Source organism: Sulfitobacter sp. THAF37, from assembly GCF_009363555.1.
Lineage (GTDB): Bacteria > Pseudomonadota > Alphaproteobacteria > Rhodobacterales > Rhodobacteraceae > Sulfitobacter.
Map to the genome: position 1 here is coordinate 2,605,902 of NZ_CP045372.1, position 25,140 is coordinate 2,631,041.

Sequence of the window (25,140 nt, forward strand, 5' to 3'; positions counted from 1 at the left end):
CACGATGACCTGCACCACGCGCATCATTATTACCTGCTGAGAATTCTCGCGGGCGTGCTCATGTCGTTTTCATTCTGAACCAGATGTGGCATCCCGCGCCAGACCTGGCCGAGGACGACCAATGACCACCATCAGACTGTACAACACCAAGACCCGCAAGCGCGAGGAATTCGTCCCGATTTCCGCCGATGACGTGCGGATGTATGTCTGCGGCCCCACGGTCTATGACCGCGCGCACATCGGCAACGCCCGCCCCGTGATCGTGTTTGATCTGCTCTACCGGCTGCTGCGGTACGTCTACGGCCCGGCGCATGTCAGCTACGTGCGCAATTTCACGGATGTGGACGACAAGATCAACGCGCGGGCAGCAGAAAGCGGGCGGCCGATCGGGGATATCACTTCCGAAACGACGCGCTGGTTTCTGGACGACATGGCGGCGGTGGGCGCGCTGGAGCCATCGCTGAAGGGCGAAGCGCACGACCGCGCCATGCCCCGCGCCACCGCCTATATCGGCGAGATGATCGCGATGATCGAGGATCTGATCGCGCGTGATCATGCCTATGCCGCCGAAGGCCACGTGCTGTTCCGGGTCCGGTCCTATGACGCCTACGGCGCGCTGTCGGGCCGGTCGGTGGACGACATGATCGCCGGGGCACGGGTCGAAGTCGCGCCCTACAAGGAAGACCCGCTCGACTTCGTCCTGTGGAAGCCTTCGGATGCGGACACGCCGGGCTGGGACAGCCCCTGGGGCCGGGGCCGCCCCGGCTGGCACATCGAATGCTCCGCCATGGCCGATGCCCTGCTGGGCGATACCTTCGACATCCACGGCGGCGGCAACGACCTGACCTTTCCGCACCATGAAAACGAGATTGCCCAGTCGACCTGCGCGGGCCACGGCTTTGCCAATGTCTGGATGCACAACGAGATGTTGCAGGTCGAGGGGCGCAAGATGTCCAAGTCGCTGGGCAACTTCTTTACCCTGCATGATCTGCTTGAGCAGGGCGTGCCGGGCGAGGTGATCCGCTTTGTCTTTCTGTCCACGCACTACCGCAAGCCGATGGACTGGACCGACAAGAAGCGCGAGGAGGCCGAGCGCGTGCTGCGCAAATGGTACACCCAGGTCGCCGGCGCACAGACCAGCCAACCGCCGCAGGAGGCGGTCGATCTGCTGGCCGACGATCTGAACACCCACGGGGTGCTGACCCTGTGCCACCGGCTGTCTGGCGACAACGACATCGAGGGGCTGCGCGGCACCCTGACGCTGCTGGGCCTGCTGGCGGGCCAGATCCCCGACTGGGCGGTGGAACAGGCGTTCGACCTGACCGATGTTGAAGCCTTCCTCAGCGATGCGCGGGTGACTGCGATGGAAACCAAGGATTTCGCCGAGGTGGACCGGATCAAGAAGGCGCTGACCGATCTGGGGATCGAAGTGCAGATGGGCAAGGACGGGGTCAAGCTGAAGGCGCCGCCGGGCTTTGACGGCACAGGTCTGGACGGTGTGCTGTGAGCGCGCCCGCCGGGAAGGACCGTCTCTATATCTACGATACCACCCTGCGCGACGGGCAGCAGACGCAGGATGTGCAGTTCTCGACGGATGAGAAACAGCAGATCGCCCGTGCGCTGGACGCGCTGGGGGTGGATTACATCGAAGGGGGCTGGCCCGGTGCGAACCCCACCGACAACGCCTTTTTCGATGCGGCACCCAAGACACGGGCCAGGATGACCGCCTTTGGCATGACCAAGCGGCTGGGCATCTCGGCGCAGAACGACGATGTGCTGGCGGCGGTGATGAACGCGGGAACGGCCAGCGTCTGTCTGGTGGGCAAGAGCCATGAATTCCACGTCACCCGCGCGCTTGGCATCACGCTGGACGAAAACCTGACGCTGCTGCGCGACAGCGTGGCCCACCTGGTGGCTTCGGGCCGCGAGGCGCTGTTTGACGCCGAACACTTCTTCGACGGGTACAAGGCAAACCCGGACTATGCCCTGTCCTGCCTGCGCACCGTGCTGGACGCCGGGGCGCGCTGGATCGTGCTGTGCGATACCAATGGCGGCACCCTGCCGGTAGAGGTGGGCCGGATCACCGCCGAGGTGATCGCGGCGGGCATCCCCGGCGACCGTCTGGGCATTCACACCCATGACGACACCGACAACGCGGTGGCCTGCACCCTGGCCGCCGTGGACGCGGGCGCGCGCCAGATCCAGGGCACGCTGAACGGGCTGGGCGAACGCTGCGGCAACGCCAACCTGACGGCGCTGATCCCGATCCTGATGCTCAAGGAACCCTATGCCAGCCGGTACGAGACCGGCATCACCCCTGCGGCGCTCAAGACGCTCACACGCACCAGCCGGATGCTGGACGAGATCCTCAACCGCGTGCCGCAGAAACAGGCCGCCTTTGTCGGGGCGTCGGCCTTTGCGCACAAGGCGGGGCTGCATGCCAGCGCGATCCTGAAGGACCCCAGCACCTACGAACACATCGAACCGGCGACCGTGGGCAACAGCCGCATCATCCCGATGTCGAACCAGGCGGGCCAGTCCAACCTGCGCCGCCGTCTGGCGGAGGCGGGGCTGAACGTGGCCAAGGGCGATCCGGCGCTTGCGCGGATCCTCGAAGAGGTCAAGGCGCGCGAGGCGCTGGGATATGCCTATGACACGGCGCAGGCCAGTTTCGAACTGCTGGCGCGCGACGCACTGGGCCAGATGCCGGACCTTTTCGAAGTCAAACGCTACCGTGTCACGGTCGAACGGCGCAAGAACAAGTACAACAGGATGGTCTCTGTCTCTGAGGCCGTTGTGGTGATCAAGGTCGATGGCGAAAAACGCCTGTCGGTCAGCGAATCGATGGACGAGGACGGCAACGACCGCGGCCCGGTCAATGCGCTGTCCAAGGCGCTGGCCAAGGATCTGGGGCAATATTCGGCGCTGATCGAAGACATGCGCCTGATCGACTTCAAGGTGCGCATCACCCAGGGCGGCACCGAGGCCGTGACCCGCGTGATCATCGACAGCGAGGACGGGCAGGGCAACCGCTGGTCCACCGTGGGGGTCAGCGCCAACATCGTTGACGCCAGTTTCGAGGCGCTGCTGGACGCGATCCGCTGGAAGCTTATCCGTGACCTGAAAGACCAGCAGGCATGATCTTTACGGTCCTCAAATTCGTCGCGATTTCGGTTGCGATCACCGGCGCGATTGCCCTGATCCTGATCGCGTCCCAGCGGCCCGGTCCGCGCGGCGGGGCGGCGGGACTTGATTTCAGCGGGCCGCTGTCGGCGGCAGGCGCGGCTGCGCAGCCGCAGGAAACACTCCCCCTGCGCGACGGGTTCGAGATGCAGCTCCGGTCCTACGACAGCGGGCGCGAGGGCGCGCCCTTGCTGGTGCTGGTCCACGGGTCGGGCTGGCACGGGTTGCAGTTCGACCGCCTTGCACGCCGATTGTCGGCGCGGGCGGACGTGCTGGTGCCCGATCTGCGCGGGCACGGGGCGGAACCGGGCAGGCGGGGCGATCTGGACTATATCGGACAGTTCGAGGATGACCTGGCCGATCTCATCGCGGCGCGCCGAAGGCCGGGACAGAAGATCGTTCTGGGCGGCCATTCCTCTGGCGGGGGGCTTGTGGTGCGCTTTGCCGGGGGCCCGCATGGCCAGATGCTCGACGGGGCGGTGCTGCTGGCGCCGTTCCTGAAACACGATGCCCCGCCCACGCGGCCTAACTCCGGCGGCTGGGCGCAGCCGCTGACCCGGCGGCTGATCGGGTTGAGCATGCTGAACGCGGCGGGCATTTCGGCGCTGAACCATCTTGCCGTGATTCAGTTCAACATCCCGCAGGAGGTGCTGGACGGACCGCTGGGCCGTACAGCGACAACCGCCTATTCCTACCGGCTGAATACATCCTACGCGCCGCGCGGCGATTACCTGGCCGACGTAAAGGCGCTTCCGCCGTTCCTGCTGGTGGCGGGCACGGCGGACGAAGCCTTTGACGCCGCCGCCTACCAACCCACGATGGAGACGGCGACGGACAGGGGCCGCTACCTGCTGGTCCCCGATATTGGCCATCTGGATATCGTCGACGCCCCGGAAACCGCCGCCGCCATAGAGGACTTTCTCGATGCACTCTGACGACATGACCGCGTTTTTCCAGCTGCACCGCGACCTGCCGCGCGAAGGGCCGGGCGAGGCGGCGGATGTCGCCTGGGCCGCCGCGCGGGCCGATCTGCCGCCGAACGCCCGGATGGCGGATGTGGCCTGTGGCCCCGGCGGCGACATCGCCGCCCTGCTAAAGGCCGCGCCGGACGGGCATGTGACCGCGCTGGACAAGACCGCGCATTTCGTGGACGCGGCCCGTGCGCGCTGGCAGGACGATCCGCGCGTGACGCTGCTGCGCGCCGATATGGCCGCGATCCACAACGACTATGATTTCATCTGGTGCGCGGGCGCGGTCTATTTCATCGGTGTGACAGAGGCGCTGACCGCCTGGCGCAAGGCGATACGCCCCGGCGGAATGGTCGCCTTTTCCGAGGCCTGCTGGTTCACCGAAACACCCACGGCCAGGGCAGAGGCGTTGTGGCGGCAGCACCCCGCGATGACCGATGCCGATGGCATCGCCGCCCGGGTTGCGGCGGCGGGCTACGAGACGGTGGCGATCCGCAGGTTGTCGAACGCCGCCTGGGAAGGCTACTTCGGGCCCATCGAGGCGCGCATCGCGGCCCTGCGCCCCAATGCCGACGCGGCCCTTGCCGCGGTGCTGGACGAGGCGGAGGAAGAGGCCGCCTGCTGGCGCGCGCACAGTGACGAATTCGGCTATCTTCTCAGCCTCGTGCGGCCATTGGCCAAACCGGCGCCCGCGGGCCGCTGATGGGCTTTGGCGATGATCTGAACGCCAGCGCGGCGCTGGTCGAACGGGGCGACCCGCCGCGGTTCCGCGCGGCGATGGCCGCACCCGTGGCGGCGCGGCGCGTGCTGTTCCCGCTTTATGCCTTCAACATCGAAGTCGCCCGCGCGCCCTGGGTCACGCAGGAAAGCATGATTGCCGAGATGCGCCTGCAATGGTGGCGCGACGTCTGTGAAGAGATCGCCCAGGGCGGGCCGGTGCGGCGTCACGAGGTCGCCACCCCGCTGGCCGAGGCGATCACGGCTGACGACGCGCGCCTTCTGGACGAACTCGTCGCGGCGCGGCGCTGGGACATCTACCGCGATCCTTTCGAGGACGCAGCGCATTTCGCGCGCTACATGGACCAGACCTCGGGCAATCTGACCTGGGTTGCGGCCCGCAGGCTGGGGCAGGCGGATGAAGCCGTGGTGCGCGATGCGGCGTATGGCGCGGGCATCGCCGCATGGCTGCGCGCCATCCCCGAGCTGGAGACGGCGGGCCGGGTGCCGCTGCTGGACGGCACCACCGAAGGGGTCAGGGCGCTTGCCCGCGGCGCGCAGGAGAGATTGGCTCGGGCGCGGGCCAACCGTGGTGCCGTGTCGAAACCGGCCCGCGCGGCCCTGTGGCATGTGGGGCAGGCGGATGCGATCCTCAGGGCCGCCACCGCCGATCCCGCCGCCGTGGCCGACGCCAGACTGCCCGACCCCGAACCGCGCGATCAGCGGCGTCTGGCGTGGCGGGCGCTGACCGGACGCTGGTAGAACGGGACGCTGGTAGGCGGCCTGTCTGTTTCTGCCATGTCCGGCACCGCGCGCCACCGCGTGCGACGGCCCGCAAGGCACCGGTGTCCGCTTCAGGCGGTCGCCTGGGTTCCGCGCCGTATCACCAGCCAGGTCAGCGATCCGCCCGCAAGGACAAGGAACGGGATCATCGCCCAGTTCACCGCCGCCCAGCCCTCGGCAGGCGAGCCGCCCGAGCAATTCATCAACCCGCCCGACGCCAGCGAGGCCATGGTGACGCCGCCAAAGACGATCAGATCGTTCAGCCCCTGCATCCGCCCCCGTTCGTGCGGGGCATGCGCCCCGGCCAGCATGGTCGTGGCCCCGATGAAGCCAAAGTTCCAGCCCAGCCCCAGCAGGACCAGCGCGATATAGAAGTTCTCCAGCGCCACGCCCTGCAGCGCCACCACGCCCGCAATCCCCAGGATGAGGATACCCAGCCCCATGATCCGCTCTACCCCGAAGCGCCCGATCAGATGCCCGGTGAAAAAGGACGGCGCGAACATCGCCAGCACATGGCCGGTGACCACATTCGACGCGATGTCGAGGAAGGACTTGAGCCGCTCCGTCTCGGTCATGCCGGCGGTGGCCCCCGGTCCCAGCAGGTCGCCGCTCAACCCGCAGCCGACCACGGCCAGCGGGGTCGAGGTCATCACCAGGTTCATCAGCGCATAGGACACCGTGGCACAGATCACGGCGACGGCGATGCGGGGGGTGCGGATCAGGTCCAACCGGCTGCGCCCGCGCGGGGCATCCTGGGCCGGTACCGGCGGTTTCGGGATGTCGATAAAGAGGAAAAGCAGGCTGCCCACCACGTTGACGCCGATAGCCGCCACATAGGTCCCGAGGAAGGGGATCACATAGGCATCCGCGGTCCATTTCACGATCTGGGGTCCGATGACGGCCGAGATCAGCCCGCCCGCCATGACATATGAGATGGCCCTGGGCCGAAAGTCGTCCGATGCCGTATCGGCGGCGGCGAAACGGTAAAAACCCTGCGCGGACATGTAGATGCCGGTCAGCAGCGACCCGACCAGGAAGATCGGAAAGGAGGCCACGTAAAGCCCGTAGGCCCCCACCGCGCCCCCCAGCGCCCCGCCCGCGGTGCCCAGAAAGAACCCCGCGCGCCGCCCAAAGCGTTGCATGATGGCCGAAACCGGTGTCGCCGACAGCATCGACCCCAGCACGATCATCGAGATCGGCAGCGTGGCAAAGCAGACGTTGCTGGCCAGCGACTGCCCGGCAAGCCCGCCCACCACGAAAAGCATCGGCATCTGAGCGCCCAGAAGCGCCTGCGCCAGCACAAGAATGGTTACATTGCGTTTCGCGCGGCTGTCGTCGATCATGCTGCTCGTCCTTTGGTTGAGGCAAGGCGTACTCCCGGCGGAGACGGGGGGCAAGCCCCGGCGGCCCCTTGCTCATGCGTGATGGCTGGCTAATGTCGGCCCATGACACTCAGAATCCTCCTTCTCGCGGGCAGCGCCGAGGCGCGCCGGGTCGCCGAGGCCCTGCGCGACAGGGGCGTGACGGTACAGGCCCTGGTGTCAGAGCCGCCGCGCGGGCCAGATCCGATGCCGGTGCCCTGCCGCCTGACGACATTCGACGATCCGGCGCGGCTGGCGGCAGAGATGGCACAGGTCGACGCCGTGATCGACGCGAGCCACGGATTCGACGGCCTTATGAGCCGCACGGGCCATGCCGCCGCGCAGATCGCCGGACGGCCCTTTGTCAGCCTGTCGCGCCCGGGCTGGGACCTGGAAGCCGCGAATTGGCGAGAGGTGCCGGATGTGGCCGCTGCCCTGCCGCTGATCGGGCAGGGGGCGCGGGTGTTCTCTGCCACCGGCTGGGACAGTCTGGCGCAATACGCGGCCTTTCCCGGCGCACGGCTGCTGTTGCGCCAGACGACGCGGCACGACCGGAGGCCGCCCTATGATTTCGTCGAGGCGGTGTTCGGGACCCCGCCCTTCGACGCCGCGCAGGAAGAGGCGCTGTTCCGCGAACTGGCTGTCGATATGCTGATCTGCCGCAACCTGGGCGGCCGGCCGAGCCGCCCCAAGCTGGACGCGGCCCTGGCGCTGAACCTGCCGGTGATCCTGATCGCCAGACCGCCGCTGCCTGACGGCGCGCAGGTGCTGACGCAGGTGGATGCGGTGCTGGACTGGGCCGCGTCCCTGTGAGCGGGCCGGGCCGCATCATCCGGACGGCCGCGGACCTGGCCGAAGGGGCCGAATGGCTGGCCGCGCGCGAGCCGCGATTCGCGCCGGTTCTGGCCTCTGTCGGCCCGCTGCCGCTGCGGCTGAAGCAGCCCGGATTTGCCGCGCTGATGGAGATCATCGTCAGCCAGCAGGTCAGCGTCGCCTCTGCCGATGCGATCCGTGCGCGGCTGCACGCGGCGGGACTGCGCGATGCGGCCGCCATCCGGGCGGTCGACGAAGCGGCACTCTGCGCCGCTGGTCTCAGCCGACCGAAGGCACGTTATGTCGCGGCGCTGGCACAGGCGGACATCGACTTTGACGCATTGACCGCGATGCCGGACGCCGAGGCGGAGGCGGTGCTGCGCGCGCAAAAGGGCATCGGCCCCTGGACGGCGCAGATCTACGTGATGTTCGCGCTTGGCCGGGCCGATGGTTTCGCGCCCGGCGACCTGGCCCAGCAGGAAGCGGCGCGGGCGCTGTTCGATCTGCCCGCGCGTCCGACGGCGGACGCATTGGCCGTGCTGGCGCAAGACTGGTCGCCCTGGCGGTCGGTTGCGGCCCGCGCGCTATTTGCCTACTACCGACAGCTGAAGAACAGGGAAGGGTTGGGATGACACGAGTATTGAACGCAGAACGCCGCGCGCCGGCATCGGGGGACACGCGATCGGTTGTCGTCTTTCTGCATGGCTACGGGGCCAATGGTGCGGACCTTTTGGGGCTGGCCGATCCCTTGAGCGAACACCTGCCCGACACCTTGTTCGTCGCCCCCGACGCGCCGGAGACGGTGCCGGGCATGCCGACAGGGTACCAGTGGTTCCCGATCCCCTGGCTCGACGGGTCGTCCGAAGAGGAATCCGAGCGCGGGATGAGGCAGGCGGTGGCCGACCTCAACGCCTTTCTGGATGCGCTGATGGTGGACGAAGACGTGCTGCCCGAACAGGTTGTGCTCTTTGGTTTTTCGCAGGGCACGATGATGGCCTTGCATGTGGCGCCGCGCCGCGAGGACGAAGTGGCGGGGGTTGTCGCGTTTTCCGGGCGGCTGCTGTCCCCCGACCTGCTGAAAGACGAGGCGGTGGTCCGTCCGCCGGTGCTGCTGGTGCATGGCGACGCCGACGATGTGGTGCCGCCGCAATCGCTGCCGCAGGCCGCCGAGGCGCTGCAGGAGGCGGGATGGCAGGACGTCTATGCCCATGTGATGAAAGGCACCGGCCACGGCATCGCGCCTGACGGGCTGAGCGTGGCGCTGGCCTTCATGCGCGACAAGCTGGGGCTTTGAAACGGTTATAAAACTGTCACCTTTCCGGTCTACTGCTGTCCGCGACATCTTGTGCCACGCTTGGGCTTGCCAGAGCGAAACCACGAGATATAGTCAGATTAAACGGGCAGGGGACGATACCGGACATGGACGGCGATTTCAGGACCGAATTCACCAGGCAGCCGGCGGGGCTGAAACACAGGCCCGCGCTGGTATTGAATGCCGATTACCGACCGCTCAGTTACTATCCGCTGTCGCTTTGGCCCTGGCAGGAGGCGATCAAGGCGAAGTGGCTGGACCGGGTCGATATCGTTGCCGAATACGACGAAGTGGTCCGAAGCCCCTCGACCGAGATCAGGATCCCCTCGGTGGTCGTTCTGAAAGATTACGTAAAACCTCAAAAGCGCGTGGCCTTCACGCGCTTTAATTTATTTCTGAGGGATGAATTCCGCTGCCAGTACTGCGGCGCGCGGGGGGATCTGACATTCGACCATGTGGTGCCGCGCGCCAGTGGCGGGGTGACGTCCTGGCAGAACGTGGTGGCGGCCTGTTCGCCCTGCAACCTGCGCAAGGGATCGAAGGCGCTGCATCAGACGGGGCTGTCCCTGCGCAAGCCGCCGCGCCAGCCGGGCGCGGAGGAGCTGCGCAATATGGGCCGGAAGTTTCCGCCGGGCCATCTGCACGAGAGCTGGATGGATTTCCTGTACTGGGACGCGGAACTGGAAGCGTGATCCGAAGGCGCGCGCTGCGCGCGCATGCGATTATTGATTTTGCGCTGCGGGTCTCACCGTCCCCGGGGAACGGCGCCGTCCTTGATTGATCCCCGTGCTGGCAGGCGGCCGCCGTCGCGGCAAGTAAAATAGCCGTATCCCCGCAAGCGGGGCCCCGCGTCGATTTTGCTTGCCCCGCCGTCCTCCGCATGCCCTTCGGTGCTCAAGCAAGGGCGGCTCCGGACCCGGGAGAGGCGGTCAGAAATCCAGATCGACCCAGACGGGCACGTGATCGGAGGGTTTTTCGCGACCGCGCACGTCCCGGTCGATCTGGCAGTCGCGCAGCCAGTCGGCGCAGGCCGGAGAGAGCAGGAAATGGTCGATTCGGATGCCGTTGTTGCGGTTCCACGCGCCCGCCTGGTAGTCCCAGAAGCTGTAGTGTCCGGGCCCTTGGGTGCGGGCGCGGAAGGCGTCCGTCAGGCCGAGGTTCAGCAGGCGGCGGAATTTTTCGCGCGACGCGGGGCGGAACAGCGCGTCGTCGCGCCAGCTTTCGGGTTTTGCGGCATCTTCGGCCTGCGGGATGATGTTGTAATCTCCCGCCATCAGGAACGGCGTTTCCGCGGCCAGCAGGCTTTCGGCGCGGGCGCGCAGCCGGTCCATCCACGCTAGCTTGTAGTCGAACTTGGGCCCCGGCGCCGGGTTTCCGTTCGGCAGGTAGAGCCCGCAGATGCGCAGCGCCGCGTGATCGCCCATGACGGTCGCCTCGATATAGCGGGACTGGTCGTCGTCATCGTCGCCGGGCAGGCCGCGGGTCACGTCCTCCAGCGGGTGTTTCGACAGGATCGCCACGCCGTTGAAGGATTTCTGGCCGTGGGTTTCCACGTTGTAACCGCGATCCTCGAAGAGGTCGCGCGGGAAGGCGTCGTCGACCGACTTGATCTCTTGCAGCAGCACCACGTCGGGCTGCGCCTCGTCCAGCCAGGCGGGCAGCGCCTCGGCCCGTGCCTTGATGCCGTTGATGTTGAAGGTGGCTATCTTCATCCGCGCGCTCCCTGCAGGCTGTCCCTGCTATCGCCGATCCGGCGCGAGGGGGCAAGGGGCAGGGGGATCACATGGAAAAGGAGGTGCCGCAGCCGCAGGCCGAGGTGGCGTTGGGGTTCTCAATCGTGAAACGCGCGCCGATCAGTTCTTCGGAAAAGTCGATGACCGCGTTGGCGAGGAAGGGCAGCGATACGCTGTCCACCACGACCTTCTGCCCGGACCCTTCCAGCACCAGATCGTCCTCCGTCGGTTCGTCGAGCGCGATGTCGTATTGGAACCCCGAGCATCCGCCCCCTTCGACGGCGACGCGCAGCGCCTTGCCCTGATCGCCTGCGCCGATCTCGGCCAGGCGTTCGAAAGCGCGGGAGGTGACTTTGGGCGGCATGTTCATGGCACATCTCCGATCAGGGCGTTTCAGGGCCGGTTTCCATCCCCGGTCAGCTTCAATATAGAAGTCCGCAGGACAGGCTACAAGGACCGGCCAGATGCACGCGCCCTATGCCTCTGATCCGTCGTGCGCCCGGGGACGGCGCGTGCCGGAGGAGGAAAGCACCTTTCGCTCCTGCTATCAGCGGGACCGGGACAGGATCATCCATGCCAGCGCCTTTCGCAGGCTCAAGCACAAGACGCAGGTTTTCGTGGAACACGAGGGCGATTATTATCGCACCCGGCTGACCCATTCCATCGAAGTGGCGCAGGTGGCGCGCACGATCGCCGGGGCGCTGGGGCTGAACGGCGAGCTGACCGAGGCGGTGGCGCTGGCGCATGACCTGGGCCACACGCCCTTTGGCCACACCGGAGAGGACGCGCTGCATGCGCTGATGGCGCCCTATGGCGGGTTTGATCACAATGCCCAGGCGATCCGCATCGTGACCCGGCTGGAGCGGCACTACGCCGCGTTTGACGGTCTGAACCTGACCTGGGACACGCTGGAGGGCATCGCCAAGCATAATGGTCCTGTGACGCCCCTGAAGGGCGATCGTGCTGTGACGCCACTGCGGGGCGATGGTGCTGTAACGGGCGAATTGCCCTATGCGCTGGCCGAATATGACGCGCAGCATGACTTGGAGCTGCACACCCACGCCAGTGCCGAGGCGCAGGTGGCGGCATTGTCCGACGATATCGCCTACAACAACCACGACCTGCATGACGGGCTGCGCGCGGGGCTGTTCACCGAGGACGAGATCGCCGAATTGCCGCTGGTGGGGGCCGCCTATGCCGAGGTGGACAAGCTCTATCCCGACACGGACAGCTACCGGCGCCGTCACGAGGCATTGCGGCGGGTGTTTGGCGTGATGGTCGCCGATGTGATCGACACCTCGCGGGCGCTGCTTGCGGACGCCGGGGCGCAATCCCCTGACGACATCCGTCATCTGGGCCGCCCGGTGATCCGGTTTTCGCCCGGCATGTGGCAGGACCTGCGCCAGATCCGCGATTTCCTGTTCGCGCGCATGTACCGCGCGCCCCAGGTCATGGCAGAGCGGGCCCGCGTGACCAAGGTGGTGGAGGACCTGTTTCCGCTGTTTCTGGCGCAGCCTGACCTGATGCCGCGCCATTGGGCCCGCCATATCGAGGAGGCGGCGCAGGACCGGACCACGCTGGCGCGCATGGTGGCGGATTACATCGCCGGCATGACCGACCGGTTTGCCCTGCAGGAGCATGCCCGGCTGATCGGGTCGGCCTGAGCAAGCCGCGGCCCAAGCTCGATTGACTGGCCCGTCGCAAATGGTACATGGGGGCGCAACAGGAAAGAGCCCCAGAATGAACCTATTTGCCGACATCCGCGATGTGATCCTGAACTGCCTTGACCAACTGGTCGCCGATGGCCTGTTGCCCGGTGGGCTGAACACCGACGCGATCACGGCGGAGCCGCCGCGCGATCCCGCGCATGGCGATATCGCGACCAATGCCGCGATGGTGCTGGCGAAACCCGCCGGGATGAAACCGCGTGACATTGCCGACGCGCTGGCTGCAAAGCTGACCGATGATCCGCGCATCACCTCGGCAGAGGTGGCAGGGCCGGGGTTTCTGAACCTGCGGCTGGCGGCTTCGGTCTGGCAGGGCATCGCGGGCGCGGTGCTGTCCGAGGGCACCGATTTCGGGCGCGGCGGCCTGGGGGCGGGCCAACGGGTGAACGTGGAATATGTCTCGGCCAATCCCACCGGGCCGCTGCATGTGGGCCATACCCGCGGCGCGGTCTTTGGCGATGCGCTGGCCAGCCTGCTGGATTTCGCGGGCTACGATGTGACGCGGGAATACTACATCAACGACGGCGGCGCGCAGGTCGACGTGCTGGCGCGGTCGGTCTACCTGCGTTACCTCGAAGCGCACGGACAGGAAGTGGCGTTTCCCGATGGCACCTATCCCGGCGACTACCTGATCGCGGTGGGTGAGGCGCTGAAGGACAAGGTGGGCGATGCCTATCTCGACAGGGGCGAGGACGTCTGGCTGGAGGACGTGCGCAATTTTGCGACCGAGGCGATGATGGACCTCATCCGCGCGGACCTGGCCGCGCTGGGTGTCGAGATGGATGTGTTCTATTCGGAAAAGTCGCTCTACGGCACTGGCCGGATCGAAGCGGCGCTCGACGATCTCAAGGCCAAGGGCCTGATCTATGAGGGCGTGCTGGAGCCGCCCAAGGGCAAGAAGCCCGAGGATTGGGAGCCGCGCGAACAGACGCTGTTCAAATCCACCGAACACGGCGACGACGTGGACCGTCCGGTGATGAAATCCGATGGCGGCTGGACCTATTTCGCGCCCGACATCGCCTATCACTATGACAAGGTGCAGCGCGGCTTCGACCTGCTGATCGACGTCTTCGGGGCCGATCACGGCGGCTACGTCAAGCGGATGAAGGCCGCCGTTTCGGCCCTGTCCGAGGGCAAGGTGCCGCTGGACATCAAGCTGACGCAGCTGGTCAAGCTCTACAAGAACGGCGAGCCGTTCAAGATGTCCAAGCGGGCAGGGACATTCGTGACCCTGCGCGACGTGGTGGACGAGGTGGGGCCGGATGTGACCCGTTTCGTGATGCTGACACGCAAGAACGACGCGATGCTCGACTTCGACTTTGACAAGGTGCTGGAACAGAGCCGCGAAAACCCGGTGTTCTATGTACAATACGCCCATGCACGGGTGGCATCGGTGCTGCGCAAGGCGGCGGAGGCGGGGATCGCCACGGATGATGCGACGCTCGCCCGGGCCGACCTGAGCCTGCTGGATCACGAGGCCGAGCAGGCGGTGCTGCGCAAACTGGCCGAATGGCCGCGTCTGGTCGGCACCGCCGCGCAAAGCAACGAACCGCACCGGGTCGCCTTTTACCTCTACGAACTTGCGTCGGATTTCCATTCGCTCTGGAACCGGGGCAACGAGGTGCCCGCCCTGCGCTTCCTTCAGGAAGGGGATGCGCCCACCAGTCAGGCAAAAATTGCGCTCGCCCGGTCCGTGGCGATTGTAATTGCAGCCGGTCTTGGTATTGTCGGGGTCAATCCGGCGCAAGAGATGCGGTAACGCACAGACCGCGCCGCTGACAGGCAACCCCGATCCAGACCCGCGCGGCGATGTATCTCGCGGGCAGTGAGGCACAAATGGCAGATTTCGACTCGAATTCCCCGGCGGGGGATTATCCCTATGACTCCGCGCCCGAGACAGGTGCAGCTTCGGCTGCCAAGCGGCTGAAAAAGCTGACGAATGTGGCTGGCGCGGCGATCTCTCTGGCGCTGATCGCGGGGATCGGGGTCTGGGGCTACAAGCTGCTGGTGCGGGATGTCAGCGGCATTCCCGTGGTGCGCGCGGCCAGCGGCGACATGCGCGTGCGCCCCGAAGAACCGGGCGGCGAACTGGCGGACCATCAGGGCCTGTCGGTCAACGTGATCGCCGCCGAAGGCACCGCTGGCAAGCCCGCCGACGAGCTGCGCCTCGCGCCCAGACCGGTCGATCTGACAGAGGACGATCAGGTCGTTAAGGCCGCGATGGTGACAGATGCGCCACAGGAGCGGAAACCTGCCGCGGCGGCCACGGCATCCGACGGTGGCGCTGCCGATGTCTCTGCCGAGGAAGTCGCCAGCGCGCTGCAATCCGGTGACGTCGACGATCTGGTGGCCAAGCTGACCGAGGGCGTGGCACCGCTGAGCGATATCAACGACGAGACCGACGCCATCGTGGCGGAAGTGACTGAAGATGTGGTTGCCGAGGTGGTCGAGGCGGACGAGGAACGCTCTGCCGCCGTGATGGACGCCCCCGGCGTCCGTTATTCCCTGCGGCCCAGGCGGCGGCCCGCCGAACTGGCCGTCGTCACCCGCGCGTCCCTGACCACCGTTGCCGCGACGCCTGCCGCGTCCGTGACCGAAGAGGTCGATCCCGCGACACTGGCCGCCGGCACCCGGCTGGCACAGCTGGGCGCCTTTGACAGCGCCGAGGTCGCACGCGAACAATGGGATCAGCTGCAGGGCCGGTTCGGCATGTATTTGGACGATAAGAAGCGCGTGATCCAGAAGGCATCGAGCGGCGGGCGGGTGTTCTACCGCCTGCGCGCCATGGGGTTCGAGGACATCGCCGACGCGCGCCGCTTCTGCTCTGCGCTGGTGGCCGAAAACGCGGACTGCATCCCGGTGGTGACACGTTGATGCGTCCCTTCGGGGCGACGATCCTGGATGCGGACGGGCTGGCCCTGTCGCGCGAAGAAGTGGCGTTCTTCCGCGATGTGCGGCCCTTCGGCTTTATCCTTTTCGCCCGCAACATCGACTCGCCCGACCAAGTCCGCGCGCTGTGCGACCAGCTGCGAGATGCGGCGGGCCATGACGCCGTCATCACCATCGACCAGGAGGGCGGCCGCGTGCAGCGCCTGCGCGCCCCGCACTGGCGCGAATGGCTGCCGCCGCTCGACTTTGTTGCACAGGCAGGCGATGGGGCGGAACGGGCGATGTACCTGCGGCACCGGCTGATTGCGGCGGAACTTGCGGCGCTTGGCATCGACAGCAACTGCGCGCCGATGGTCGACGTGGCCGGACCGCAGACCCATGATTTCCTGCGCAATCGCTGCTATGGCACCGATCCCGCGCGTGTCGCGACCCTGGGCCGCGCGGCGGGACAGGGGATGCTGGATGGCGGCGTGTTGCCCGTGGTCAAGCACATCCCCGGCCACGGCCGCGCCACGATGGACAGCCATTTCGACCTGCCCCGCGTGGATGCCCCCCATGCGGATCTGACGGCAGTGGATTTTGCCCCCTTCAAGGCGCTGAACGACCTGCCGATGGGGATGACCGCGCATCTGGTCTATGACGCGATTGATGCCGTACCCGCGACCTGTTCGCCCGCCGTCATGTCGCTGATCCGCGGCGAGATGGGCTTTGACAACCTGATCATGACCGACGACCTGTCAATGAAGGCGTTGCAGGGCAGCCACGTGGACAGCACCCGCGCGGCACTGGCGGCGGGCTGCGACGTGGCGCTCTACTGCAACCAGCCGCTGGCCGACCGGATCGCCGTGGCCGACGCGGCGGGCGAGATGACCGCCGCCGCCCAGGCCCGCGCCGAACGCGCCCTGGCCATGCGCCAGACCCCCGACGACATTGACATTCCCGCACTGGAAAGCGAACTTGAGGCGCTTTTGGGCGGGGCGATGCATGGCTGAAACCACATTCGAGGACGACAAGCCTTCGGTCGCCGAACGGCGCGCCGCCGAGGCGCTGATCGTGGATGTGGACGGGTTCGAAGGGCCGCTCGACCTGCTGTTGACCCTCAGCCGGACGCAAAAGGTGGACCTGCGCAAGATCTCTGTCCTGCAACTGGCGCGGCAATACCTGGCCTTTGTCGACCAGGCCAAGGCGCTGCGGCTGGAACTGGCGGCGGACTACCTGGTGATGGCGGCCTGGCTTGCCTTTCTGAAGTCGCGCCTGCTGTTGCCCCCGGATCCGGCGGAAGAAGGCCCCTCGGGCGAGGAAATGGCGGCCCATCTGGCGTTTCAGCTGGAGCGTCTGCAGGCCATGCGCGACGCTGCCGCAAGGTTGCTGGCGCGCGATCAGCTTGGGCGCGACTTCTTTGCGCGGGGCCAGACCCACGAGGTCGAGCGGGTGCGCCGCGTGACCTATACCGCCACCCTGCTTGACCTGATGCAGGGCTACGCCCGTATCCGGACCCGCGACGATTTCCGCCCCTTCGTGATGGACCGCGAAAAGGTCTTTACCATGGAACAGGCGCTGGACCGGATGCGCGGGCTGATCGGCTTTGCCGGGGACTGGGGCGATCTGATGAGCTTTCTGCCCGAGGGCTGGGAGGCAGACCCGGTGCGCCGCCGCTCGGCCACCGCCGCGACCTTTGCCGCCTCGCTGGAACTGGTCAAGGAAGGGCACCTGGAGCTGCGGCAATCGGACACCTTTGCCCCGATCCAATTGCGAAGAAGGGATGAACCGCGTGGCGGATGACATCGAAGAAAAAGAGGTGAGCCTGTTCGAAGCGCCCCCGATGGCAGAGCAGGAGCGGATGATCGAGGCGGTGCTCTTTGCCACTTCGGAGCCGATCACGCTGAAGGAGCTGGAATCCCGTCTGCCCCACGGTTGCGACGCGGGCGAGGCGATGTTGCATCTGCGCCGCCGCTACGAAGGGCGTGGCGTCCATGTGGTCAGGGTCGGAGACGGCTATGCCATGCGCACGGCGCCGGACCTGGGATTCCTGATGCAGAAAGAGACCGTCGAGGTGCGCAAGCTGAGCCGTGCGGCGATCGAGACCCTTGCCATCATCGCCTATCATCAGCCCGTCACCCGCGCCGAGATCGAAGAGATCAGAGGTGTCTCCGTCAGCCGGGGCACGGTGGACCAGTTGCTGGAACTGGAATGGATCCGCTTTGGCCGCCGCAAGATGACACCGGGCCGTCCGGTCACTTTTGTGGTGACGGAAAGCTTTCTCGATCATTTCGGGCTGGAAAACGCCCGCGATCTGCCGGGTCTCAAGGAACTGCGGTCTGCGGGCCTGCTGGAGAACCGGCCGCCGCCCGGCGCGCTGCCCCTTGCGGCCGACGGCGAGGACGAAGAGGAGGCCACGGAAGGCCAGAGCGAACTTTTCGAGGATTGACGACCCCGTTTTACGTATTTTCGGCAGCAAACGCCTGAAAATCGCCGCATTGGGTGCTATATTGAGGCCGATGCAAGAAGGGATCAGTCAATGAACCAGATCATCAACATGATTGTCCGCCAGGTCATGCACCAACTCGTCCGGCGCGGGGTCAGCGCAGGATTCAATCAGGCGTCGAAGGTGGGAAAGCGCCGCCGCCAGCCCGAGCTGGACCAAGACGGCAACCCGGTTCAACAGCGCCAGCTGACACCCGAGGAGCGCGCCGAACGGCGTGCGCGGCGTCAGGCCCGGCAGAACAACGGTCATGCCAAACAATCCATGAAGGCGATGCGCCGGTTCTCCAAGTTCTGACCCGGCCAGGTCGGGCGGCGCCGGGGCCTGACCGGAAAACGGGTGTCAGTCCGACTTGAAGTGCTTGCTCAGCTTCAGGCCCTGGCCCTGGTAGTTCGACGCGATACCGGCACCGTAAAGCTGCGTCGGCACCTCGGCCATACGCTCGTACAGCAGACGGCCCACCACCTGCCCATGTTCAAGCACGAAGGGCGCCTCGTGGCAGCGCACTTCGAGCACCCCGCGCGAGTCCGATCCGCCAGCGGCGTCATGCCCGAAGCCGGGGTCGAAGAAACCTGCGTAATGCACCCGGAATTCACCCACCACCGCCAGAAAGGGGGCCATCTCGGCCGCGTAGTCGGGCGGGATCGTGACCGCCTCGCGGCTCACCAGGATGTAGAATGCACCGGGGTCGAGAATGATGTGGCCCTGCGTGCTGTGCACTTCCTCCCAGAAATCGGCGGGGTCGTAATGGCCGATGCGGTCCAGGTCGATGACCCCGGTGTGCGGCTTGGCCCGGTAGCCCACCAGCGTCGAGCCGGGCAGCTTCAGGTCCACGGAAAAGCCCAGCCCGTCGTCGATCACGGGCGTCCCGTCGACCAACGGGGTTTCTGCGTGCAGCGCGCGCAGCGCGGCGTCGTCCAGCACCGCATCGCCACGGCCAAAGCGGATCTGGTTCAGCCGCATCCCCGGCCGCACCAGGACCGAGAATGACCGGGGGCAGATTTCAGCGTAAAGCGGGCCGGTGTAGCCCGCCGGGATACGGTCGAATTCGGTGCCGCCGTCGGTGATGGTGCGGGTCAGCAGGTCCAGCCGCCCGGTGGAGCTTTTGGCATTGGCCGCCGCAGAGATGTCGGCGGGCAGGGACAACCCCTCCATCAGCGGCACGACATAGACGCAGCCCTTTTCCAGCACGGCACCGCCGGTCAGGTCGACCTCGTGCATCTGGAATTCCTCCAGCCGCTCGGCCACGCTTTTGCCGCGTCCCGCCAGAAAGGACGCGCGCACCCGGAACGCCCGATTGCCCAGCCGCAGGTCGAGGCTGGCGGGCTGGATCTGTCCGGGGATCACGGGCAGGGGGGCGCTGATCTGGCCGGATGCGATCATCCGACTGATGTGCTGATTGGGAATCACGCCGTGCATTATTTCGGGCATCGGACCTCGGCCTTTCAAAAACGAACGCCCGCGACCCCTTGCAGGTGCGGGCGTTCGGTTTGTTTGGTCGGGCTAGCAGGACTCGAACCTGCGACCTTCCGTCCCCCAGACGGACGCGCTACCAGGCTGCGCCATAGCCCGAACTCAGGCGGTTCATACCTGATCTTGCCCGGCGTGCAAGAGGGAATTGCCACTGCGGACACGCGATCAGGTGTTCGAAGGGGGTGTGCCGCCGCTGCGCCTGCGCGCGGCCATCGAATCGCGCAGCGCCGTCAGCCGCGCGGTCAGCGGCGCGATCTTTTCCGCGCGGGCGCGGTTTAGCCTGCGGGTCCGGTAGGCGGCACTAAGCGCGGCAGGTATGACGTCAAACTGGTCTTCCGGGGTGAGTTGCAGATCGGGCAGGACGCGCGGCTTTGGCGCAGGGGCGGGGGCGGCGTCGCCCGGAACGGGCGCATTATCCCTGCCCGGAACGGGCGCATCATTCGCGTCCGGGGTGAGCGCATCATTCGCGTCCGCGATGGGCGCTTGATTCCCGTCCTGAACAGGCGCTTGATCCCCGTCCGGGACGGGCGCACTGTTACCGCCCGGAACGGGCGCTTGATTCCCGTCTGGAACGGGCGCCTGATCCTCGCCCGGAACGGCCGCGGTGTCCTCATCCCGGACGGGCGCGGTGTCCTCATCCCGGACGGGCGCGGTGTCCTCATCCGTCGAAGGGGGGGCAAAAGCCTCGGCCTCGGTCTGTTGCACGGGCGTCTCAGACGCTTGCGCGGTCTGGTCCGGTTCCGCCGGGGGCGGATTGTCACTCGCTTCCGGTGCTGGCGCGGCGTCCAGAGGTTGGCGCAGGAACGCAGGCAGGTCGTCTTCGGGAACGGCGGCGGTGTCCGGCACATCGGCCAGTTCGGGCTCTGCCGGTTCGGGCTCGGGCGCGTGCCTTTGCGCCTCCACCGCCTGCACTTCGGCTTCTGCGGGCAGTTCCGGGGCGTCCTGCGGCGTCGGTGCGGTTTCCTCCGCGTCGACGGGGTCATCCTGCGTCGGCGCGGCTTCCTCCGTCTTGGCGTCAGCTGCTTGTGCTTCGGGTCGGGGTTCCGGCGCAGGCTGCGGTTCCGGCGTGGCGGGCGCCTCCGGGGGCGGGCTTGCCATCTCTTCCGCCGCGGGGGCATCGTCCGGCGCGGGCGGGGCATCCTGGGCGGCCGTCACCTCCGCTTCGACCGGTCTACCGGGTGTCTCCTGCGGCAATTCGATTTGTTCTTCAACAGGTTCCGGATCGTCCTTCACCCCTTTGCCCGCCGGGGTTTCAAAGCTGAGCACAACACCTTTTTCCGGCTCGACCGGGGCCTGTGGCGGCGCTGGCATATCCTCCACCTGCGACGCGGTCAGTTCGTCCAGCGGTTCCGACATGGCGGCGACGTGGCTCATCCCTTCCTCGCGGAGGATCTTCTGCACGCCTTTGATCGTCAGCCCGTCGTCATGCAGCAGCTTCTTGATCCCGCCCAGCAATTGCATGTCGCTGGGACGGTAATAGCGCCGCCCGCCCGCGCGCTTGATCGGCTTCACCTGGGTGAACTTGCTTTCCCAGAACCGCAGGACATGGGCCTGAATGCCCAGCCAGCCGGCGACTTCTGAAATGGTGCGGAAGGCGTCGGGCGATTTGGCCATGTGATCAGGACTTGTTACCGTCTGCGACGCGGTCTTTCATCAGGTGGGAGGGCCGAAAGGTCAGCACCCGGCGCGGGTTGATCGGCACCTCTTCGCCGGTCTTGGGGTTGCGGCCCACGCGCGCGGTCTTGTCACGCACGGAAAAGGTGCCGAAAGACGAAATCTTGACCTGCTCACCGGCAACCAGCGCGTCCGACATATGTTCGATCACAGATTCGACAAGTTGCGCGCTTTCGTTGCGCGACAGACCCACTTCGCGGAACACCGCTTCGCTGAGATCCATCCGCGTCAAAGTCTTGTTCGACATCCTATCCCCCATTTATTTTTCGCAACTTTGGCTGCAGCCGAATGGGGAGTCAACATCAATGACCCGGCAGGCCTGGTTTCGGCGAAAATTTACGTCTAGAATTCAGGCGCTTACCAGCGCAGCACCACGGCGCCCCATGCCAGGCCGCCGCCGATCGCCTCTGTCACCAGCAGATCGCCCCGTTTGATCTGCCCGCGTTCCCGGCCCACCGACAGCGCCAGCGGTATCGACGCCGCCGATGTGTTGCCGTGGTCCTGTACCGTGACAACGACCTGCGACATCGGCAGGTCGAGCTTGTTCGCGGTGCCCTGGATGATGCGGATATTCGCCTGATGCGGCACCACCCAGTCGATGTCCTGCGCGGTGACGCCCGCCCGCTCCATCGCCGTCGTCGCGGTTGCCGCCAGCTTGCCGACCGCATGGCGGAACACCTGGTTGCCCTGCATCCGCAGGTGCCCGATGGTGCCGGTGCTGGTGCCGCCATCGACGTACAGCAATTCGCGGTGGCGCCCGTCGGAGTTGAGATCGGTGGACAGGATACCACGGTCCTGGGCGGTGCCCTGTCCCGTCTGCGCTTCGAGCAATACGGCCCCCGCGCCGTCGCCGAAGAGCACGCAGGTGCTGCGGTCGGTCCAGTCCATGATCCGGCTGAAGGTCTCGGACCCGATGACCAGCACCCGCTGCGCCTGGCCCGACACGATCAGCGCATTGGCATTGGCCAGGGCAAAGACAAAGCCCGCGCAGACCGCCTGCACGTCAAAGGCGAAGCCCTTGGTCATGCCCAGTTGCGCCTGAACCATGGTTGCCGCCGACGGAAACGTCAGGTCCGGGGTGGAGGTTGCGACGATGACCGCGTCCACGTCTTCGACGGGCACACCGGCATCCGCCAGCGCGTTCTGCGCCGCCGCGGTTGCCATTTGCGAGGTCGTCTCGCCCTCGGCGGCGAAGTGGCGGCGTTCGATTCCCGACCGCGAGCGAATCCATTCGTCGTTGGTGTCGAGCGTGGCCTCGAACTCGGCGTTCTCGACGACGCGCGACGGCAGGTAGTGGCCGCAGCCGATGACAACTGCACGGGTGATCATGTGGGGGTCTCTTCCGTCGTCAGTGTGGCGGCCACCCGCGCGGCCAGTTTGTCGTTAAAGCGGCTTTCCGACAGCTGCGCGGCCAGCCGGATGGCGGCCGAAACACCGGTGGCGTCGGCCGAGCCATGCGATTTGACCACTGTGCCGTTGAGGCCCAGAAAAACCCCGCCGTTCACCCGGCGCGGGTCGATCCTGCGGCGCAGGCGCATCAGCGAGGTATAGGCCAGCAAGGAGGCCAGCCGCGACAGGGGCGAATACTTGAACGCCTCGCGCAGGCCGTTTCCGATCATGCTGGCCGTGCCTTCGCCGGTCTTGATCGCGACGTTGCCGGTGAAACCGTCGGTCACGATCACGTCCGCCGCATCGCCGGAAATATCCCCACCTTCGACGAAACCCACGAATTCGAAGCCGGCACTCTCGCGCTGGTCCCGAATCAGGTCAAAGGCTTCTCTGAGCTCCGCGCGGCCCTTGTGTTCTTCGGTGCCGACATTCAGCAACCCGACGCGCGGGCGGGCGATGTCCATGCCGTTGCGGGCATAGGAGGTGCCCATCAGCGCGAACCTCAGGAGGTCGTCCGCATCGGCGCGCACGTCCGCGCCCACGTCCAGCATCACGTTGAACCCCTGCGGGTTGGACGAAGGGTAGAGCACCGCGATGGCGGGCCGGTTCACGCCTGGCAGCTTCTTGAGCCGGATCATCGACAGGGCCATCAGCGCGCCGGTATTGCCGCAGGACACGGCCACCGCGGCCTCCCCCGTGCGCACGGCCTCGATCGCGGACCACATGGAGGTGTCCTTGCCGGTGCGGACCACCTGGCTCGGCTTGTCCTCCATCCGCACCACATCGGCTGCATGGCGGATGTCGCACCGGCCTTGCAGTTCACGCCGCTTGGCCACCAGCGGGGCCAGCTGCGCCTCGTCCCCGTGCAGCACGAAGGCGATGTCCGGATTGGCCTTTGCAGACAGCGAACACCCGGCAACAACGGCTGCCGGGCCCTCATCACCCCCCATCGCATCGACGGATATCAGGGTGTGTCTGGCCTTCGCTGCGGTATGATCGGTCGAAGCCGTCATGGGTGCGAATGCCTTCTTATGATCTGCGGATGGTGCGTTTTTGCTCAGGCCGCGTCGTCTTCCAGGTCGATCTCGTCTGTCAGCGCAACGACTTCCGCATCATCGTAGTGGCCGCAGGCGGCGCAGATGTGGTGCGGGCGCTTCAGCTCGCCGCAGTTGGAACATTCGTTCGGGTTCGCGGCGGAAAGCGAATCGTGCGCGCGGCGGTTGTTGCGGCGCGACTTGGAGACTTTATTCTGCTGGACAGCCATGTCTGGTGCCTTTGTCGGTTCGGGGCTCTGCACCATATGGGCGCATTCAGCCGTGTTTCAATCGACCCCTCATCGGGCGTGACGCCGCTTTAGGCGAGAGGCCATGCATTGTCCAACCTTAATTGGGGTGAGGGCGGCAAAATACCCGGAAAACCTGACGATGCAAGCAGGTATTTCCGCCCCCGCCGTCCAGACATCACGGCACGGCGGGCACGGGCGCTTCGGGCGGTTTCTCAGGGGTCTTCGCGGTCCAGCTTCGCCTTGAGGCCGGCCAGCCCGGCAAAGGGTTTCGCGTCGTCGTCCGTCATGGGGGCCTGGCCCGGTTCGGTATGCACCATCTGGCCCAGCTCGGCCCCCTCGGCGCGGGGGTAATCCGGGACCGACAGCGCCAGCGCCTCGACCATGACGGCGCCGGGGTCGATCCAGTTGCCCAGCGGCTCTGTGGTGTCGTCCTCGGGCATCTCGGCCTCCGGCTCTTCGGGTTCGACGTAATCGGCCAGATACCGGCGGACCACCTGGCAGTCGATCCGGGTGGTCACTGGTGCCAGCGTCACGACGCAGGGCTGGACCACTGTGGCGCCCAGCGTGCCGGTCAGTTCCCAATCGTCGCGCCCGAGCGGTGTGATTTTCCCCTCAAAGCTGAGCTTGCGCAGCGCGCTCAGCTCCAGTTCCTGTGCGATCAGCGCCAGCGCATCCTTGTCGGGCCGCAGGGCAAAGGCATTCTCGCTGCCCTGTGACAGCTCCGCGACGCGGAGGGCGGTTGCGCTGGGGGGCTTGGGAGACATGGCAGGCCTGCTTTTCGTTTCTTGAAACCAATGGGGTCCTTGGTGTATGCGAAATAAAGCCAGACCAAACAAGGGCAAGAGGGCAGGACAGATGCACACCACGACCAGAGCCAGCGCGATGGCACTCGCGCTTGCCGGGATGCTTGCACTGGGTGCCTGTACGCCCCAGTACCGAAATCACGGCTATGTCCCGCCCGAGGAGGACCTCCAGCAGATCCAGGTGGGCGCCGACACCAAGGAAACGGTCGCCGACAAGATCGGCGTGCCCGCGTCCTCCGGCGTGCTGACCAACTCAGGATACTATTACGTCCGCATGCGCACGCGGGCCATCGGCCCCTTCGCCAAGCAAGAGATCGACCGCCAGGTGGTCGCGATCAGCTTTACAGAGCAGGGCGTGGTCCAGAACGTCGAACGCTTCGGTCTGGAACAGGGACGTGTGGTGCAGCTGACCCAGCGGGTCACATCTTCGCCGGTCAGCGACAAGTCGTTCATCCGCCAGCTATTGGGCAACATCGGCCGGTTCAACCCGGCTGGACTGGCGGGCTGACATCATGCTGTCATATCTCTTTGGCAGGCCGTGACGGAAC

Annotated in this window: 27 protein-coding genes and 1 tRNA gene; 17 read left to right on the plus strand and 11 right to left on the minus strand. The window is 66.3% G+C overall.

Features of this window, described 5'->3' with window-relative positions; translation table 11 throughout:
* Window positions 1-121: 121 nt before the first annotated feature.
* From cysS to FIU94_RS12775, 5 genes are read left to right on the plus strand one after another with little or no spacing between them, the layout of a single operon-like run.
* A complete protein-coding gene (gene cysS, locus FIU94_RS12755; RefSeq protein WP_152466150.1) occupies window positions 122-1,507 on the plus strand; it encodes a cysteine--tRNA ligase in 1,386 nt (461 codons plus the stop codon).
* Window positions 1,504-3,141 carry a citramalate synthase gene (cimA, locus tag FIU94_RS12760; protein ID WP_152466151.1) on the plus strand — a complete coding sequence of 546 codons (1,638 nt, stop codon included), beginning with the start codon at window positions 1,504-1,506 and terminating at the stop codon, window positions 3,139-3,141. Before cysS ends, cimA begins: the two co-directional genes overlap by 4 nt.
* The gene (locus FIU94_RS12765) at window positions 3,138-4,118 is read left to right on the plus strand and encodes an alpha/beta hydrolase (protein WP_152466152.1); all 981 of its coding nucleotides are present in this window, start codon (window positions 3,138-3,140) and stop codon (window positions 4,116-4,118) included. Before cimA ends, FIU94_RS12765 begins: the two co-directional genes overlap by 4 nt.
* On the plus strand, window positions 4,108-4,854 hold the full coding sequence (locus FIU94_RS12770) for a trans-aconitate 2-methyltransferase (RefSeq protein ID WP_254702536.1): 747 nt from the start codon (window positions 4,108-4,110) through the stop codon (window positions 4,852-4,854). The genes FIU94_RS12765 and FIU94_RS12770 overlap by 11 nt, the downstream gene beginning before the upstream one ends.
* The gene (locus FIU94_RS12775) at window positions 4,854-5,630 is read left to right on the plus strand and encodes a squalene/phytoene synthase family protein (RefSeq protein WP_152466153.1); all 777 of its coding nucleotides are present in this window, start codon (window positions 4,854-4,856) and stop codon (window positions 5,628-5,630) included. The genes FIU94_RS12770 and FIU94_RS12775 overlap by 1 nt, the downstream gene beginning before the upstream one ends.
* 92 nt (window positions 5,631-5,722) lie before the next feature.
* On the opposite strand, the gene FIU94_RS12780 is transcribed toward FIU94_RS12775, so the two are convergent.
* Window positions 5,723-6,994 carry an MFS transporter gene (locus tag FIU94_RS12780; RefSeq protein ID WP_152466154.1) on the minus strand — a complete coding sequence of 424 codons (1,272 nt, stop codon included), beginning with the start codon at window positions 6,992-6,994 and terminating at the stop codon, window positions 5,723-5,725.
* Window positions 6,995-7,096: 102 nt separating this feature from the next.
* On the opposite strand from FIU94_RS12780, the gene FIU94_RS12785 reads away from it, so the two are divergent.
* From FIU94_RS12785 to FIU94_RS12800, 4 genes are all read left to right on the plus strand, one after another.
* Window positions 7,097-7,825 (plus strand): precorrin-6A/cobalt-precorrin-6A reductase, encoded by a 729-nt coding sequence (locus FIU94_RS12785; protein ID WP_152466155.1) that lies wholly within the window; start codon window positions 7,097-7,099, stop codon window positions 7,823-7,825.
* Entirely contained in the window at window positions 7,822-8,457 is a 636-nt protein-coding gene (locus tag FIU94_RS12790) for a DNA-3-methyladenine glycosylase (RefSeq protein ID WP_152466156.1), read from the plus strand. Before FIU94_RS12785 ends, FIU94_RS12790 begins: the two co-directional genes overlap by 4 nt.
* Window positions 8,454-9,119 (plus strand): alpha/beta hydrolase, encoded by a 666-nt coding sequence (locus FIU94_RS12795; RefSeq protein ID WP_152466157.1) that lies wholly within the window; start codon window positions 8,454-8,456, stop codon window positions 9,117-9,119. The genes FIU94_RS12790 and FIU94_RS12795 overlap by 4 nt, the downstream gene beginning before the upstream one ends.
* Before the next feature lie 125 nt (window positions 9,120-9,244).
* On the plus strand, window positions 9,245-9,829 hold the full coding sequence (locus FIU94_RS12800) for an HNH endonuclease (RefSeq protein WP_152466158.1): 585 nt from the start codon (window positions 9,245-9,247) through the stop codon (window positions 9,827-9,829).
* Window positions 9,830-10,066: 237 nt separating this feature from the next.
* Here FIU94_RS12800 and xth read toward each other — a convergent pair whose 3' ends face one another.
* A complete protein-coding gene (xth, locus tag FIU94_RS12805; protein WP_152466159.1) occupies window positions 10,067-10,849 on the minus strand; it encodes an exodeoxyribonuclease III in 783 nt (260 codons plus the stop codon).
* 67 nt (window positions 10,850-10,916) lie between these two features.
* Window positions 10,917-11,240, minus strand: a complete 324-nt coding sequence (locus FIU94_RS12810; RefSeq protein WP_152466160.1) for an iron-sulfur cluster assembly accessory protein — start codon at window positions 11,238-11,240, stop codon at window positions 10,917-10,919.
* 94 nt (window positions 11,241-11,334) lie between these two features.
* Here FIU94_RS12810 and FIU94_RS12815 point away from each other — a divergent pair, with 94 nt between their 5' ends.
* From FIU94_RS12815 to FIU94_RS12845, 7 genes are all read left to right on the plus strand, one after another.
* Window positions 11,335-12,534 carry a deoxyguanosinetriphosphate triphosphohydrolase gene (locus FIU94_RS12815; RefSeq protein ID WP_152466161.1) on the plus strand — a complete coding sequence of 400 codons (1,200 nt, stop codon included), beginning with the start codon at window positions 11,335-11,337 and terminating at the stop codon, window positions 12,532-12,534.
* A 76-nt stretch (window positions 12,535-12,610) separates the two neighbouring features.
* Window positions 12,611-14,356 carry an arginine--tRNA ligase gene (gene argS / locus FIU94_RS12820; protein WP_152466162.1) on the plus strand — a complete coding sequence of 582 codons (1,746 nt, stop codon included), beginning with the start codon at window positions 12,611-12,613 and terminating at the stop codon, window positions 14,354-14,356.
* A gap of 77 nt (window positions 14,357-14,433) precedes the next feature.
* Complete coding sequence (locus tag FIU94_RS12825) at window positions 14,434-15,471, plus strand: SPOR domain-containing protein (protein ID WP_172975902.1); 1,038 nt, start codon at window positions 14,434-14,436, stop codon at window positions 15,469-15,471.
* On the plus strand, window positions 15,471-16,478 hold the full coding sequence (nagZ, locus tag FIU94_RS12830; protein WP_152466164.1) for a beta-N-acetylhexosaminidase: 1,008 nt from the start codon (window positions 15,471-15,473) through the stop codon (window positions 16,476-16,478). The genes FIU94_RS12825 and nagZ overlap by 1 nt, the downstream gene beginning before the upstream one ends.
* Entirely contained in the window at window positions 16,471-17,268 is a 798-nt protein-coding gene (locus tag FIU94_RS12835) for a ScpA family protein (RefSeq protein WP_152466165.1), read from the plus strand. The genes nagZ and FIU94_RS12835 overlap by 8 nt, the downstream gene beginning before the upstream one ends.
* A complete protein-coding gene (gene scpB, locus FIU94_RS12840; protein WP_152466166.1) occupies window positions 17,258-17,914 on the plus strand; it encodes an SMC-Scp complex subunit ScpB in 657 nt (218 codons plus the stop codon). The genes FIU94_RS12835 and scpB overlap by 11 nt, the downstream gene beginning before the upstream one ends.
* A 90-nt stretch (window positions 17,915-18,004) precedes the next feature.
* Window positions 18,005-18,265, plus strand: a complete 261-nt coding sequence (locus FIU94_RS12845) for a hypothetical protein (RefSeq protein WP_152466167.1) — start codon at window positions 18,005-18,007, stop codon at window positions 18,263-18,265.
* 45 nt (window positions 18,266-18,310) lie between these two features.
* Here the strand turns inward: FIU94_RS12845 and FIU94_RS12850 are convergent, their stop codons facing one another.
* The 8 genes from FIU94_RS12850 to FIU94_RS12885 form a co-directional block, all read right to left on the minus strand.
* Window positions 18,311-19,387, minus strand: coding sequence for a 2'-deoxycytidine 5'-triphosphate deaminase (locus FIU94_RS12850; protein WP_152467048.1), 1,077 nt, complete (start codon window positions 19,385-19,387; stop codon window positions 18,311-18,313).
* Window positions 19,388-19,463: 76 nt separating this feature from the next.
* Window positions 19,464-19,540 (minus strand) — tRNA-Pro (locus FIU94_RS12855).
* 66 nt (window positions 19,541-19,606) lie between these two features.
* The gene (locus FIU94_RS21050) at window positions 19,607-21,055 is read right to left on the minus strand and encodes a MerR family transcriptional regulator (RefSeq protein WP_254702537.1); all 1,449 of its coding nucleotides are present in this window, start codon (window positions 21,053-21,055) and stop codon (window positions 19,607-19,609) included.
* A 4-nt stretch (window positions 21,056-21,059) separates the two neighbouring features.
* Window positions 21,060-21,362, minus strand: a complete 303-nt coding sequence (gene ihfA, locus FIU94_RS12865; protein ID WP_152466168.1) for an integration host factor subunit alpha — start codon at window positions 21,360-21,362, stop codon at window positions 21,060-21,062.
* Window positions 21,363-21,472: 110 nt separating this feature from the next.
* On the minus strand, window positions 21,473-22,444 hold the full coding sequence (locus FIU94_RS12870) for a beta-ketoacyl-ACP synthase III (RefSeq protein ID WP_152466169.1): 972 nt from the start codon (window positions 22,442-22,444) through the stop codon (window positions 21,473-21,475).
* Complete coding sequence (plsX, locus tag FIU94_RS12875; protein WP_152466170.1) at window positions 22,441-23,517, minus strand: phosphate acyltransferase PlsX; 1,077 nt, start codon at window positions 23,515-23,517, stop codon at window positions 22,441-22,443. The genes FIU94_RS12870 and plsX overlap by 4 nt, the downstream gene beginning before the upstream one ends.
* 44 nt (window positions 23,518-23,561) lie before the next feature.
* Window positions 23,562-23,768 (minus strand): 50S ribosomal protein L32, encoded by a 207-nt coding sequence (gene rpmF, locus FIU94_RS12880; RefSeq protein ID WP_071972078.1) that lies wholly within the window; start codon window positions 23,766-23,768, stop codon window positions 23,562-23,564.
* A gap of 233 nt (window positions 23,769-24,001) precedes the next feature.
* Window positions 24,002-24,553, minus strand: coding sequence for a DUF177 domain-containing protein (locus FIU94_RS12885; protein WP_152466171.1), 552 nt, complete (start codon window positions 24,551-24,553; stop codon window positions 24,002-24,004).
* Between the two features lie 91 nt (window positions 24,554-24,644).
* On the opposite strand from FIU94_RS12885, the gene FIU94_RS12890 reads away from it, so the two are divergent.
* The gene (locus FIU94_RS12890; protein WP_152466172.1) at window positions 24,645-25,100 is read left to right on the plus strand and encodes an outer membrane protein assembly factor BamE; all 456 of its coding nucleotides are present in this window, start codon (window positions 24,645-24,647) and stop codon (window positions 25,098-25,100) included.
* Window positions 25,101-25,140: the final 40 nt, after the last annotated feature.